13 protein-coding genes are annotated in these 12,938 nt (G+C 68.9%); 2 read left to right on the forward strand and 11 right to left on the reverse strand.

The window, feature by feature from the left end:
• Positions 1 to 19 precede the first annotated feature (19 nt).
• From ACFY2X_RS14750 to ACFY2X_RS14760, 3 genes are read right to left on the reverse strand one after another with little or no spacing between them, the layout of a single operon-like run.
• Positions 20 to 508 (reverse strand): MSMEG_0572/Sll0783 family nitrogen starvation response protein, encoded by a 489-nt coding sequence (locus tag ACFY2X_RS14750; protein ID WP_389937876.1) that lies wholly within the window; start codon positions 506 to 508, stop codon positions 20 to 22.
• Between the two features lie 14 nt (positions 509 to 522).
• Entirely contained in the window at positions 523 to 768 is a 246-nt protein-coding gene (locus tag ACFY2X_RS14755; RefSeq protein ID WP_389937879.1) for a hypothetical protein, read from the reverse strand.
• Positions 765 to 2,096: an FAD-dependent oxidoreductase gene (locus tag ACFY2X_RS14760; protein WP_389937882.1), complete on the reverse strand. Its 1,332-nt coding sequence runs from the start codon at positions 2,094 to 2,096 to the stop codon at positions 765 to 767. The genes ACFY2X_RS14755 and ACFY2X_RS14760 overlap by 4 nt, the downstream gene beginning before the upstream one ends.
• Positions 2,097 to 2,199: 103 nt before the next feature.
• On the opposite strand from ACFY2X_RS14760, the gene ACFY2X_RS14765 reads away from it, so the two are divergent.
• Entirely contained in the window at positions 2,200 to 2,793 is a 594-nt protein-coding gene (locus tag ACFY2X_RS14765) for a cupin domain-containing protein (protein WP_389937885.1), read from the forward strand.
• An 83-nt stretch (positions 2,794 to 2,876) separates the two neighbouring features.
• Here the strand turns inward: ACFY2X_RS14765 and ACFY2X_RS14770 are convergent, their stop codons facing one another.
• From ACFY2X_RS14770 to ACFY2X_RS14795, 6 genes are read right to left on the reverse strand one after another with little or no spacing between them, the layout of a single operon-like run.
• Positions 2,877 to 4,268, reverse strand: coding sequence for a DUF1116 domain-containing protein (locus ACFY2X_RS14770; protein ID WP_389937888.1), 1,392 nt, complete (start codon positions 4,266 to 4,268; stop codon positions 2,877 to 2,879).
• A 56-nt stretch (positions 4,269 to 4,324) separates the two neighbouring features.
• The gene (locus ACFY2X_RS14775) at positions 4,325 to 5,770 is read right to left on the reverse strand and encodes a lyase family protein (RefSeq protein WP_389937891.1); all 1,446 of its coding nucleotides are present in this window, start codon (positions 5,768 to 5,770) and stop codon (positions 4,325 to 4,327) included.
• Positions 5,767 to 6,717 (reverse strand): 1-aminocyclopropane-1-carboxylate deaminase/D-cysteine desulfhydrase, encoded by a 951-nt coding sequence (locus ACFY2X_RS14780; protein ID WP_389937894.1) that lies wholly within the window; start codon positions 6,715 to 6,717, stop codon positions 5,767 to 5,769. The genes ACFY2X_RS14775 and ACFY2X_RS14780 overlap by 4 nt, the downstream gene beginning before the upstream one ends.
• Positions 6,714 to 8,075: a lyase family protein gene (locus tag ACFY2X_RS14785; RefSeq protein ID WP_389937897.1), complete on the reverse strand. Its 1,362-nt coding sequence runs from the start codon at positions 8,073 to 8,075 to the stop codon at positions 6,714 to 6,716. Before ACFY2X_RS14785 ends, ACFY2X_RS14780 begins: the two co-directional genes overlap by 4 nt.
• Entirely contained in the window at positions 8,048 to 8,935 is an 888-nt protein-coding gene (locus ACFY2X_RS14790; RefSeq protein WP_389937900.1) for a hypothetical protein, read from the reverse strand. Before ACFY2X_RS14790 ends, ACFY2X_RS14785 begins: the two co-directional genes overlap by 28 nt.
• The gene (locus ACFY2X_RS14795; protein WP_389937903.1) at positions 8,932 to 9,699 is read right to left on the reverse strand and encodes a phosphosulfolactate synthase; all 768 of its coding nucleotides are present in this window, start codon (positions 9,697 to 9,699) and stop codon (positions 8,932 to 8,934) included. The genes ACFY2X_RS14790 and ACFY2X_RS14795 overlap by 4 nt, the downstream gene beginning before the upstream one ends.
• A 48-nt stretch (positions 9,700 to 9,747) precedes the next feature.
• On the opposite strand from ACFY2X_RS14795, the gene ACFY2X_RS14800 reads away from it, so the two are divergent.
• Positions 9,748 to 10,698 (forward strand): AIR synthase related protein, encoded by a 951-nt coding sequence (locus tag ACFY2X_RS14800; RefSeq protein WP_389937906.1) that lies wholly within the window; start codon positions 9,748 to 9,750, stop codon positions 10,696 to 10,698.
• Positions 10,699 to 10,786: 88 nt separating this feature from the next.
• On the opposite strand, the gene ACFY2X_RS14805 is transcribed toward ACFY2X_RS14800, so the two are convergent.
• Both ACFY2X_RS14805 and ACFY2X_RS14810 read right to left on the reverse strand, forming a co-directional pair.
• Positions 10,787 to 11,866, reverse strand: coding sequence for a mechanosensitive ion channel family protein (locus tag ACFY2X_RS14805; protein WP_389937909.1), 1,080 nt, complete (start codon positions 11,864 to 11,866; stop codon positions 10,787 to 10,789).
• Positions 11,867 to 11,926: 60 nt separating this feature from the next.
• The gene (locus ACFY2X_RS14810; RefSeq protein WP_389937912.1) at positions 11,927 to 12,922 is read right to left on the reverse strand and encodes a ribonucleotide-diphosphate reductase subunit beta; all 996 of its coding nucleotides are present in this window, start codon (positions 12,920 to 12,922) and stop codon (positions 11,927 to 11,929) included.
• Between the last annotated feature and the right edge of the window lie 16 nt (positions 12,923 to 12,938).

Here is a 12,938-nt window from a genome sequence, read left to right on the forward strand (position 1 = left end):
CCCGGCACCGGACAGGCGCTCAAACCGTCCAGGTGTTCAGCTGGAACGCGCCTTCCTTCCACGCGGTGAGCGCCGCGTCGAGCACGTCGAGCGGGTTGAACGGGGTCACGCCGGGGATCAGGTCGTCCTCGCGGAACCCGTACAGCGCGCCCATCGCGAACCGGCAGGCGTAGATCGTCGCGCCCTCCTTGAGAAGGGTCTTGATCTGGTTGTTGATCGCGAGATGCCCGGGGAACGCCTCCTGGCCGACGCCGGGGTAACCGCGTGTGCCCGACGCGAGCAGCACGCCGGGGCCGTACAGGACGATGTGCACGTCGAAGCCCTTGCGCACCAGCCGGGTCGAGGTGAGCAGGTTGACCAGGGCCACCGAGCCCTCGTACGGGACCGTGTGAATGAAGATGAAGGCCTTCTGCCCCGGCTCGGCCCGGATGTCGGGAAACACCTTCTCTTCTGGGTTGTACAGGGTCTCACCTTCAGCTGGCAGGGTGGTGGAGACAGTCTTCGGCATGTGTCCTCCTTGAGCTAGACAGCCGGGCCGACCGGCGTCGTCGGCTTGGACCAGTGCTTGCGGTGACTGCCGGGCATCACGGCCATCAACCGGCAGCGGACCGGCCACGGTGTGAGCCGATAGATCGGGACGAAGATCCGGCGCCAGAAGACGGAACCGCGGATCGGCGGCGGCGTCCTGCCGTGGGCGCGCGCCACCCGCGCCTGCGCGTCCCTGAGGAGGTAGTGCTGGGCGTTCTCTCTCACCCATCGAGTGATCATGACGCCACTCCGGCTTGCGCGGCCGTGACGATGGGCTCGTTGAGCGCGCCGATCGGCGGCGAGTAGACGTTCTCCATTGACGCCAGGTCGTGCAGGGTGATGCCTTTCCTGACCGCGAGCGCCAGGAAGTCCGCCCGTTCCTTGATCCCTTCGCCGCCGACCAGTTGCGCCCCGATGAGACGCAGCGTGCCTGGTTCCGCAAGGAGCTTGACCGTGACCTGCTTGACGCCCGGGTAATAGCGCGCGCGGGAGATGCCGGTCGCCTTGCCGATCACATAAGGGATGCCCAGCGCGGTGGCCGTCACCTCGCCCAGCGCGGCCCCGCCGATCATCCACTCGCCCGCGACCATCCCCCACGGAACGTAGACCGGCTGATACGCACGATCTCCGCCTGCGGCGTTGGCGCCCGCCACCTTGCCCTGGGCGTAGGCGTGGCTCCCGGTGAGTCCCTGCAGAGGCAGCCCGCCGAGACCGTGCGGGATCTCACAGACGTCGCCCGCCGCCCAGACGTGCGGCGCCGACGTGCTCATGTGGTCGTCGACGACCAGCCCTCCGGTCGAGCCTGTCCTGAGGCCCGCGGCGACGGCCAGCGCGTTGTTCGCCATCTTGTGGGTCGCCACCACGACCAGCTCGGCGGGCAACTCGCCGTCGGAGGTCGCCACGGCACGGACGCGCCCCTCCCCGTCGCCGAGGAAGCCCTGGAGCTTCGTGTTCCAGTGCATCGTCACGCCCAGCTCGGCCCACGACTCCTCGACCGGGGCGACGGTGTCGGGGTCGCACAGTTCCCCGAGCGCCCACGGATGCGGATCGATGACGTGCGTGTCGATGCCGCGATGGGCCAGGGCGGTCACCATCTCAAGACCGAGGGGCGAGGCCTCGATGACGACCGCGTGCCGTATCCTGTCGAGGATTTTGTCCCACTCCATGGCCCTGCGGATGTTCTTGACGTAATAGAGACCGCCGAGTTCCTCGCCTGGCACCCCGGGGGGCTTGTAGTCGAAGCCGGTGGCGACGATCAGGGCGTCGTAGCCGACCTCGCCTTCGCCCTCGACCTGAACGGTCCGTGCCGCCGGATCGAAGGCCAGGGCCGTCGTCTCGTACCTGATGTCGATCCCCGCGTCGACGTAGGCCTGCTTGTCGGCCAGGAACAGCGACTGGAAGTCCGGGATCTCCTTGCCGTGGACATACGGAATGCCGCACGGGCTGTATCCCACGTCCTCGAACTGGGTGTAGACGATCACTTCTGCAGAAGGGTCGGCGGCCTTCGCCGCACCCGCTGCACCGATGCCGGCGGCGCCGCCGCCGATGATGACCACCCTGCGTGCCATGGACTCGACTCCCGTCCGTACGGCACAATATCCATACATTATAGAGGATTTCACGTTGACCATCCGGCATGGCGCTTCGTGATGTCAGCACAGAGGGGATCGCATGACCGAAGCAGAGGAACAGGGTCATCAGGTCGACGAGATCGTCAGCCAGATCGGTCCCAAACTGCGCGGTCTTCGTACGGCACAGCGCCACTCGTTGCAGCGGCTGGCCGTCCTCAGCGACGTTTCCGCCGCCGCCATCCACAAGATCGAACGCAACGGGATGGTCCCCACGATCACCACGCTGCTCAAGCTCGGGGCGGCGCTCGGCGTCCCGGTGAGCTACTTCGTCGAAGAGGACGAGCAGCCACCCGAGCCGGTGCACTACACGCCGCGTGATCGGCGCCCGACCGTCTACACGCCGCACGAGGGCCTGGCACTCGCCGGGATCACCGGCTCCTACCGGCAGTTCCAGACGGCGGCGGCCGTGGCGACGGTCACGCCCGGCGCTTCGAGCGGCGCCAAGCTCATGCAGCATCCGGGCGAGGAACTGGTCCACGTCACCGAGGGCATGCTCACCTTCCGGGTAGGCGATCAGACTTACCCCCTGGCTGAGGGCGACTCCCTCCATTTCGGCGGTGATGTGCCGCACCATTGGGCCAACGAGACCGACCTCCCGGCCAGAGCGATCTGGATCGCGCTGCGCAACGGCTGAGCCCGGGTGTGGCGGACCGTGATCCGCGGCGTCCACCTCGACCTGGTATCCACCCCGCCACTGGGCGCCGACCGTACGCGTCGTCATCGGACCTCCGTCAAAGCCAGCAGCGCCGCGCGGAACGCCTCGAGAGGTGCGGTCGCCACGCCAGCGCCCACCTGGCCGGCTCCGTCGCTGACGTGCAGGATGCCGGTGTTCACCCGCGGCGTGATCGCTGTCTCAACGACCTTACGCACGTCCACGCCGAGGGGTGTGCCGCGAAAGTCCATGGTGGGCAGCTTGAACCTGGTGCTCTCGGCTCCGCATATCCGGCGCATCTCGCCGGTGGCGCGGGCGGCCTCGGCCATGGAGCCGCCCAGGAACGCGGCCACCGCGGGCGATCCCGCGGTGGCCGAGCCGCCGAGCCCGACCAGCTCGAGTACGGCGCTGTCACCGATGTCGGGAGCGGCGTCCCGTGGCCCGTACCCGGCGTAGAACAGCGCCGCCTCCACCGGAGGGCTGTCCGCGACGAACCATCGGTCGTCCCCTGCCAGCTTCACGCCGTACGTGGTGCCGTTACGTGCCATGGTCGTGACGATGCTGGAGCCCGGGACGCGCTCGGCCGACAGCGTGAGTGCCTTCGCGCTCGCCATCGCCAAGGTGAGAAAGAACAGGTGATTGGCCGACAGGTACTCGCTGAAGGCCACGGCTTCGCCGTCACCGCCGAGCGCCGCGATCGCGGGCAGCATCGAACGGAGCAGCAGGTTGGTCGACGCCTGAACCCGCATGTGGACGTCATCGCCCATCTGCACACCCTGGGCGGCGATCGCGAACGTGTCGATCGGCCCCATCCGCGCCACGATCCTCTTGAGCATCGGACCGGCGACCGCGCGAAGGAAAACCAGCCGCTCGACGGCCGCGGCCGACTCCCGGCCCAGCCAGGCCACGTCACCGGACCCCTGACCCAGCGGCGCGAAGGCGCGCGTTCCGCCGGCGGGATTGTCCACCACCCAGACCGGCATGCTCGGACCGAGCGCTGTCGCCATCGGCACCACGGTGCCGTGCTCGTTGGCCGCGGAAAGCGTGACCCCTCCCGAAGCCAGCAGCCTCTCGGCCATGGCCGGATCGTCCGCCCAGCCTTCGGCGACGACCGCGGCCCGCGACGACCGCCGCAGCGGATCGCACACCTCGTCCCAGGCGATCGGCGGGCCGGGGTGCAGAATCATGCGATCGCCGATCCCGGGGATCACCTCCTTCGCCGGGGACACATCGACGACATAGGAAACCTCCCGGTCGAGCCTGCGCAACACCTCCGCGTTCGCAGCCTCAAGACCGGCCGAATAGAGATCGGTCAGCGCTCTCACCATCACCGGATCGCCGTGTGCGGGCGGCCTGGCGTCGACATGCACCACCGCCGCGCCCTGCGCCGCCACCGCGTCGGCGAACACCCAGAGCCCCAGATTGACGACCCGCGCCTCCCGCGGCAGTTCGATCATGGCGCCTCCCTCCGCGTCCGGCCATGCCGAAGGCGCGGACGCGCATCGCATTCTCTTCAGCGCCCGCCGAAACCGGCGGCACGGGCGCGTATGGCGTCTTCCGCCGCGTGGACGGCCGCGCGGCGGGTTGTCACGTCCGCGCTCAGCTCGGCGGCCTGTTCGCGGACTCGTTCGATCATCGAGGTCATGGACGACAGCGCGGCTCCACCCAGGCCGGTGCGCGAGCCGACCAGAGCCTCTGGTGTGAGCGCCGCCCGCAGCTCCGCGTCGTCGAGATGCCAGTGGTCTCCGGTGATCTCGGTGGCGGCGCGCGAAATCGCCTCGGCGTCCAGCGCGGCGCTCTGCCGTACCGCGTGCTGGACGACTCGGTGGGCGGTGCGGTAGTCGGTGTGGAAACGCTGCATGAGCAGCTCTGCCAGGTCGGTGGCCTGGGTGAAGCCGGCGGCCAAGGCGCTGCGCATGCGTACGGCGTCGACCTCGAGCGTGCGGATCACCCCGGTGGTGAGGCGGGTGACTCGGTGGGTGAGATCGAGAGCCCGCGGGAGCTCGCCGTACAGATAAATGAAGTTGTCGCTGCGGGCCGACGGTGTCTTGGTGACGGCGGTCAGGCCGGTCAGGTGGCCCAGCATGACGCCTGCGGATCCGCGGATGACCGTGAGGGCGTACGGGTTGCGTTTCTGCGGCATGGCAATGCTCGGGCGCCCGTAGGCCTCGGCCAGGCCGACGAAGCCGAACTCGGCGCTGGCGAAGATCTCCAGGTCTTCTGCGAGTTTGTCCTGGGTGAGAAGCAGGCTCGCGGCCGCGGCCAGGACGTGCATGAACGGGTCGGTCTGCCACATGGCGTCGCGGGTGTGCACGATCGCGCGGTCGAATCCGAGCGCCCGGGCCGTCGCGTCCCGATCGTCGAGGATCCGCGAGCCGTTGGCGGCCCCTGATCCGGCCGAGCTCGCGTTGACGTGGCTGAATTCGGCGATCAGGCGTACCGCGTCGCGGAGGGCGGGATCGGCGAAGGAGAGCAGGTAGTGCCCGAAGCTGGTCGGCTGGGCCTGCTGCAGGTAGGTGTAGTCGGGCATGAGCGTGTCGAGGTGCCGCTCCGCTTGATCGGCAAGGGTCGCGGCCAGGGCGGAGGCGGCTGCGACCAGGTCGAGGATCTGCCCGCGCACCCGGATGCGGAAGGCGGTGCGCACGGCCTCGCGGCGGGTGCGTCCTGCCCGCAGCCACCCCGCGTCGTCGCCGATCCGCGCGAGGAGGTGGCGTTCGCGTGACATGTACGGCTCGCCGTGACGGGGGTCGTAGCCGACGGCCTCGGCGGGCATGGCGGCGAGATCGAGCAGCGCGCCCAGCAGCGGACCGCGAACCCGGTCTGGCAGGATTCCCCGATCGGCGAGCTCGACACCGTGCGCGAGGTCGGCGAGGCCCAGCGCGTCGTGAAGCCATGGCACGTCGGCCATCTCCCATGCGTAGCCCGCCGCCACCAGTTCCTCCGCGGGCCCGCCGGTCATGTCGCCGCCCTGGCCAGCAGGTCCAGCGCGCCGGGAAGACCGCCGGTGTGCCAGAGCACGATGGGGGCCGTCTCCTTTCGAGCCCGCAGCCCCGCGACCGCGGCCAGCGCCTTCGTACCGTACTTGGCGTCGAGCAGAACGCCCTCACCGCGCAGCGCGAGCAGCATGGTGTCCACATCCCGATCGTCCACCGGCCCGGTCGCGTCGATCAGCTCCCAGTCCGTGACCGCTGAGAAGCCCATGCGCGCGACCAGGCCGAGGATCTCGCCTCGAATCTGGGGCAGCGGCCTGCTAACCGAAACACCGTAAATGCGCCACCTCGCCCCGATGATGGCCCGCCCGGCGAGCAACCCGGCGATCGATGCCCCGGATCCCGTCGGCAGCACGACGACCACGTCGTCGGCGAACGTCAGCTGCGCGGCCAGCTCTTCCGCCGCATGCGCGAACCCGAGCGCTCCGACGGGCGTGGCACCACCGCGGGGGATCGCATAGGGAGCCCGCCCTTCGTCACGCAGCCGAGCGGCATGCTCGTCGACCAGCTTGTCGAGCTCAGCCCTGTCCGATCCGGTGTAAAGCACCTTCGCACCCGAGCACGTCACCATCTGCAAGGTGACCGGCACCCGTTCCAGGGCCGTCCCGGAGACGAGCACCTCGCACTCCACGCCGCAGACCCGCGCCGCCAGCGCCGCCCCGGCTATGAAGTTGGAGCCCGGAGAACCGCCCGTGACCAGCACGTCCGCCCCGCACGACAGGGCGTCGCCCAGGAGGTATTCCAAAGCCCGCGCCTTCGCGCCGGCCAGCCCGAACCCACTGAGATCATCCCTTTTGAGATACATGCCGCCGAGCACCGCCCGCGAAAGCGGTGCAGGCGGCAGGCGCGTGCTGCCGCGCGGCACCCGCTGGAGCGGCGTGGGCAACAGGGCCAGCGGACGGCGCGGGTGGTTCATCGGGGGACTCCGGGAGTGCCGCGGGCGATCACCGCGTCGACCATCGCGGCCGCGGTGGCGAGCTCCGGGGCCGCGGTCCAGCGAGCGAGGTCGGCCGGGTCGGCCACGCCGCGGGACGCGAGCGCGGTCACCAGGTCGACATCGGAGTCGGCGGCGTGGGCGTCCGAGCGGAGTGCCGCGTGCAGCAGGTCCTGGGCACGATGCTTGCCCACCTGCTGTGACAACTCCGCCAGAACACGTTCCGACGCCCACCGGTGACCGGTTCGCTGGAGGTTCTCCCGCATGCGGTCGGCGTTGACCACAAGTCCGTCGACGAGGTCGGCGGCGAGTGCCGCGGCTGTGCCTGCCGCGAGCGCGACATCAGGCAGGGCCGCCCATTCGGCCTTCCAGGCGCGTCCGTCCCGTTCGTGCCCGCTGACCATGCCCTCGACCAGGACGCTCGAAGCCGCCCTCGCGAGCCGGGCAAGCGTGTCCAGATGCTCGCTGATCTCGGGATTGCGTTTGTGCGGCATGGTGATGCTGCCGACGGCGGCCTCCGCCGTCCCCTCGGAGAGCTCTCCGATCTCCGATCGCTGCAGCTCGTAGACCTCGTTCCCGATGCGGGCGAGCGTGGCGGCGGTCATGCTCAGGACCGTGCCGAATTCCGCCACGCGGTCGCGCGCCGAAGTCCATGAGACGAGCGGATCGTGCAGCCCAAGCCGGGCGCAGAACAGCTTCCGCAGCTCCTGGCCACGCGGCTCGAAGAAGCCCAGCGCGCCGACCGCGCCGGCAAGCTGACCCACTGACCAGCGCTCGCCCCCCTCAGAAAGCCGGACGATATGGCGTCCCACCTCGTCAGCCCAGGTCGCGGCCTTGAAGCCGAAGGTGATCGGCGCGCCTGGCTGGCCGTGTGTGCGTCCGCTCATGACCGTGTCGCGGTGTTCGGCCGCCAGGCGCAGCAACGACTTGTGCGTCCGGATCAGGTCGTCCCGGACGAGCCGGCCGACGTCCCGCATCACCAGCCCGAACCAGGTGTCGGTGAGATCCTGGACGGTGGCGCCGTAGTAGATGTATTCCCGCGCGGGCTCGGGCAGCAACCGTTGCAGCCCGCGGATGAGCCCCAGCGTGGAGTGCGACGTTCGCCGGGTCTCGGCGGCCACGAACTCAAGGTCAAGACGCTCTGCCCGGGCATGCTCGGCGATCTGCCCGGCCGCCGCTTCCGGGATCAGCCCGAGCTCCGCCTGCGCCGCCGCCAACGCGGCCAGAATGTCCAGCCATCTCTGCAGCCGCTCCTCGAAGACGGCCCCGAGCGCCGGCGTACTCCACAGATGGGCGTACTCGGCCGATTCGGTCAGACGGGCCGCCATGATGGCTCCCATCTGCGCGCCACCTCCTGCAGCGCCTCACGCACCTGGCCCAGCGTGGCGCCCCAGGGCACGACGACCGACCCGTCACAATGTTCGATCCGGTCCTCGAGCAGGCAACACTTGGTGAGAGTCGGAACGCGGGGATCACGGGTGCGCAGCCTCGGGCAGATCTCCACCGTCGCCGCACACTCGCCGTAGAACCACTCGTGAATGTCACGCGACCGCGCGCAGCCGAGCAACGTCCATTCCTGCAATTCCGGCCGCTGATCCAGGTAGGCGGTGTGCACACCGGCGACGGTCACACCGGAGCCGCCGCACGGCAGCAGGTAGCGGACAGCCGGCGTCAGCGAGGCGAGCTCCTGGAACGTGACCGTGTCGGCCACCGGCAAGATCGGTGGCAGGTCTTCGGCCACGTCCAGCAATCGCCGCACCTGATCGAACAGCTTGGGCGGCTCCGGCGGCACGATCTCCTGTACGGCCAGCCGCAGCGGGTCGGGATTCACGATGAAGCTGACATGTCCGTACATGCCCTCGACCACCACGGCCCGTACACCCGGAGCTCGCGACAGAGCGATCCGCGCCAGCGTGGACGGCACCGCCGTATCGGCCTCCGGCGCCACAATGTACGCGCACTCCCCCGGTGGCCCGAGCACCTCGAACGAGGCGATCGGCGAGAACAGCGGCTCGTCCGAGTCCTTCTCGACCCGTAGCAGTGCCGTGTCGCCCTCGTCGTCGCGGACCACGAGAAACCGCGTGCGCCGGTAGGCCTCACGCCCCAGAAAATGCCGCCGCAGGCCGGACTCGGAGACGAGCCTGTCGACGCGCGCCACCGAAACGCCACGGTAGGCGCTCGGGACCATGTTCGGCGTCATGGAGACCGGCTGACGGAGAGCGCGGCGGTGTCCGCTCGCAATCCCAGCCGGAGGGTGGCCAGCGGGAGCACATCGTCGGGCGCGATGTTGGCGAGGTTGACCGCGGGACCGAACTGGTTGATCAACCAGGCCTGCTGAGCCATGCGAGGAGCCTCGAACATCACCCGCTCGACACCGGCCGCGCTGACAGCGGCATCGATGATGTCCCGCCGAGGACTGCCCTCCCCGTCGTAAATGCCGACCGTCCCGCTCTCCCGGCCTTCGGTGACGATCCAGGTGGCACCGGCGGCCAGGTCATCAGCGATCTCGTCCTGCCACTGGGCCGCGGACAGGGGCGCCCCAGGGTCCTTGACGCCGGTCTCGGCGAACACGATGAAAGCGTGACCGGCTTTCTTGATGAGCTCCCGCTTGTCGTCCAAGGCCATCTCGACGACTCCGCGGGAAACCTCCACGGCATCGAGTCCGGCGCGCTCCGCCCAGGCCAGGCACTCGTTCGCTCTGCCCTGCGACCAGGCGATTTCGAGCAACGTCCCGCCTAGGCAGCTGGTGACCCGATGGGCACGCAGAAGGCGAAGCTTGCGGTCGAGGCCGCGATCGAGATATGCGACGCCCCAGCCGAACTTCCAGACGTCGATGTGCTCACCGGTCACCTCAAGAACGCCGGCGACGGCGTCGGGAGTGAGGCCCTTGTCAAGGACGTGGGTGCGACCCGACCCGCGCGGCTTGCCGGCCATGGTGGGTAGTGAGAGAAAGCCAGGTCCCACGTTGCCAATGTTACGATGGCCGTCTACTTTCCGACAAGAGGTGGCCTCATGGCCGAGCTTGACGACGTCATCGCAGCCGTGATGAACAGTCCAGCGATCACGGCCAAACGCTCGATCGGGCTGGTGTCGGAGGTGCTCGGCGCCTCCGGATGGATCGACGGGCCCGGCGATGACGGCGCCGCCGTGGACATCGGCGGCAGCAAGGTCATCGCCTGCGGCGAGGCACTCTGGCCGCCGTTCGTCCGCGCCGACCCCTTCGGTGCGGGCGTGGCGGCCGTGTTGACCAACGTCAACGACGTGGCCGCGATGGGCGGGCTGCCCTTGGGGATCGTGGACACGATCGTCGCGGACGAGGCCACCGCGCGCACGGCCCTGGAGGGCATGCGTTACGCCGCACGGCTGTATGACGTCCCAATCGTCGGCGGCCACCTGACGATCTCCGACACCCCTCCGTCGATCTCCGCTTTCGCCGTCGGATCCGCAGACGCCCTGCTGTCCACCACGCACGTCCGCCCCGGACAGGACCTGGTGGTGGCCGCCTGCACCGAAGGTTCCATGCGCGAGGACTTCCCGTTCTTCCCTTCCTTCGACGAGCGCGGTCAGGATCTCGCGAAGGACGTCCGCCTCTTGCCTGAGATCGCAAGAAAAGGCCTGGCCGTGGCGGCCAAGGACATCAGCATGGCCGGTCTGGTCGGCTCCCTCGCCATGCTCCTCGAATGGGGCACGTTCGGCGCGGACATCGCCCTGGAGGCTCTCCCCGTGCCGCGTGGCGTCCCTCTGGCGCAGTGGTGCACGTGCTTCCCGTGCTACGGATTTCTCCTGACCTGCGAGCCCGGCCAGACCGACTCCTGCGTGCACGCCTTCACCTCCCGTGGCCTGTCAGCGGCCAGGGTCGGCGGCATCAACGGGACGGGCGTGATCGTCCTCAGTGCCAAGGGCCTCTCGCTCCCCGCATTCGACCTGACGACCAGGCAGGTGACAGGTCTCAGCCGCCCCTGAACCGCTCCGGCTTCGAGCGTCGGTCCGGGGATGCGGAGCCATCCCATGGATCCAAGCCCCACCTGAAGATCCGAAGTCCGCGCAAGCCCTAGATCTCTTTCTCGTCCTCCTCCCCCTGGAGGCGGGGCGGCGAGGCGAGATACTTGTCGCTCTCCTCCACCACCCGCAGGCGGGGCAGCGACTCGGGATACTTCTCCCGGATGAACTTCACCAGGTGCTCGCGCACGTCGCACTTGAGGTCCCAGGCGCTGGGAGAGTCGGCGGCGCTCATCAGGGCGCGCAGTTCCAGCAGCCCGCCGGGGAGGGTGTCGACGACCTGGAGGACCCAGTCCTTCTGATCCCACAGCGGGTGCTCGCGCAGAACGTGATAGAGCTCGGTGCGCACCTCCTCCACCGGGATCGACCAGTCCACCCGGAGGGACACCGCGCCGATCACCCGGCTGCCGTGCCGGGTCCAGTTCTCGAACGGGTTGGTGGTGAAGTAGGAGACCGGCAGCACCAGCCTGCGCTCGTCCCACAGGCGCAGCACGACATAGGTGAGGCTGAGCTCCTCGATCCGGCCCCATTCCTGCTCGACCACGACGACGTCGTCCAGCCGGAGCGCGTCGCTGAAGGCCAGCTGCAGCCCGGCGAGCATGTTGCCCAGGGTGGACTGGGCGGCGACGCCGACGACCACGCCGGCGATTCCGGCGGAGGCCAGCAGCCCCGCGCCGAGGGCGCGCACCTGGGGGAAGGTGAAGAGCATCGCGCCCATCGCCACCACGATGATCACCGCCGAGGCCACCCGGCGGACCAGGGTGATCTGCGTGCGGATCCGGCGGGCCCGCCGGTTGCGCTCGCCCTCGACGGCGACCAGCCGCTCCAGCACCACGTCGGTGATCGCGTAGGCGGCCTCGATGATCAGCCAGGTGACGCACCCGATCGTGGCCAAGGTGAGCGATCGCTCGATCAGCTGGTTGGTCGAGCCGCCGGCCATGCCCGGCTCGTAGGCCGTCTGGGCGGTGACCACGACCGCCGTGGCGAACCCCGGCCAGGTGCAGCGGCGCAGGAGCGGCTCGGCGAGCACCCACTTCTCGTCGACCAGCTTCGATCTCAGAATCCGCCGTACCACCTCCACGGCAGCCGCCGCGGCCAGCACGGAGATGAGCATGATGATCCATCTGGACACTGACGATGTCCCCCCTCGTCGTCCGCTCCGACCACGAGTGCCCGATGGATCACCACATAATCAGAAGGACTCGTCGAAAGTGACATTCCCCTCAACAGCTACCTGATAGGCAGATACCCGTCGTTCAAAGAAGTTGGCCAGCTCCTGCACGTCCTGCAACTCCATGAACGCGAACGGGTTGGCGGTGCCGTACCGGATGGGCAGCTGGAGCCGGACCAGCCGCTGGTCGGCCACATACTCAAGGTACTGCCTCATCTGGTGCACGCTCATCCCGGGCAGGCCGTCGCCGCACAGGTCGGCGGCGAAGGCCAGCTCGGCTTCCACCGCCTCCTCCAGCATCTGGGTGACCTGCGCGCCGAGCTTGTCGTCGAACAGCTCCGGCTCCTCGGCCCGCACGGTGTCCACGACGCTGAAGGCGAACTCCATGTGCATGGACTCGTCGCGGAACACCCAGTTGGTCCCGGTGGCCAGGCCGCTGAGCAGCCCCCTGGACCGGAACCAGTAGACATAGGCGAAGGCCCCGTAGAAGAACAGGCCCTCGATGCACGCGGCGAAGCAGATCAGGTTGAGCAGGAAGGCCCGCCGGTCGTCCTGCGACTCCAGCCGGGTCAGCCCGCCGAGCGAGTCGATCCACCGGAAGCAGAACTCGGCCTTGTCCCGGATCGAGGGGATGTGCTCGACCGCGGCGAAGGCCTTGACCCGCTCGTCGTGGTCGGGCAGGTAGGTGTCCAGCAGCGTCAGGTAGAACTGGACGTGCACGGCCTCCTCGAAAAGCTGCCTGCTCAGATACAGGCGCGCCTCCGGGGCGTTGATGTGCTGGTAGAGGTTGAGAACCAGGTTGTTGGCCACGATCGAGTCACCGGTCGCGAAGAACGCGACGAGGCGGTTGATCAGGTGGCGCTCCTCCGGCGTCATCTTGGCCAGGTCCGCCAGGTCGGAGTTGAGGTCCACCTCCTCGACGGTCCAGGTGTTGCGGATCGCGGCCCGGTAGCGTTCGTAGAACTCCGGGTAGCGCATGGGCCGCAGCGTGAGGTCCATTCCAGGGTCGAGCAGCATCGGGGAAAGCCTTTCG

This window comes from Streptosporangium sp. NPDC000396 (assembly GCF_042898655.1).
In the GTDB taxonomy this organism is placed as follows: Bacteria; Actinomycetota; Actinomycetes; order Streptosporangiales; family Streptosporangiaceae; genus Streptosporangium.

Bases quoted from the DNA above. Each gene is read 5' to 3' on its own strand.
- ACFY2X_RS14785 (WP_389937897.1), bottom strand. From the start codon at position 8,075: ATGGGAGCCATCATGGCGGCCCGTCTGACCGAATCGGCCGAGTACGCC.
- ACFY2X_RS14770 (WP_389937888.1), bottom strand. From the start codon at position 4,268: ATGATCGAACTGCCGCGGGAGGCGCGGGTCGTCAATCTGGGGCTCTGG.
- ACFY2X_RS14780 (WP_389937894.1), bottom strand. From the start codon at position 6,717: ATGAACCACCCGCGCCGTCCGCTGGCCCTGTTGCCCACGCCGCTCCAG.
- ACFY2X_RS14790 (WP_389937900.1), bottom strand. From the start codon at position 8,935: ATGACGCCGAACATGGTCCCGAGCGCCTACCGTGGCGTTTCGGTGGCG.
- ACFY2X_RS14760 (WP_389937882.1), bottom strand. From the start codon at position 2,096: ATGGCACGCAGGGTGGTCATCATCGGCGGCGGCGCCGCCGGCATCGGT.
- ACFY2X_RS14810 (WP_389937912.1), bottom strand. From the start codon at position 12,922: ATGCTGCTCGACCCTGGAATGGACCTCACGCTGCGGCCCATGCGCTAC.
- ACFY2X_RS14755 (WP_389937879.1), bottom strand. From the start codon at position 768: ATGATCACTCGATGGGTGAGAGAGAACGCCCAGCACTACCTCCTCAGG.
- ACFY2X_RS14775 (WP_389937891.1), bottom strand. From the start codon at position 5,770: ATGACCGGCGGGCCCGCGGAGGAACTGGTGGCGGCGGGCTACGCATGG.
- ACFY2X_RS14800 (WP_389937906.1), top strand. From the start codon at position 9,748: ATGGCCGAGCTTGACGACGTCATCGCAGCCGTGATGAACAGTCCAGCG.
- ACFY2X_RS14750 (WP_389937876.1), bottom strand. From the start codon at position 508: ATGCCGAAGACTGTCTCCACCACCCTGCCAGCTGAAGGTGAGACCCTG.
- ACFY2X_RS14765 (WP_389937885.1), top strand. From the start codon at position 2,200: ATGACCGAAGCAGAGGAACAGGGTCATCAGGTCGACGAGATCGTCAGC.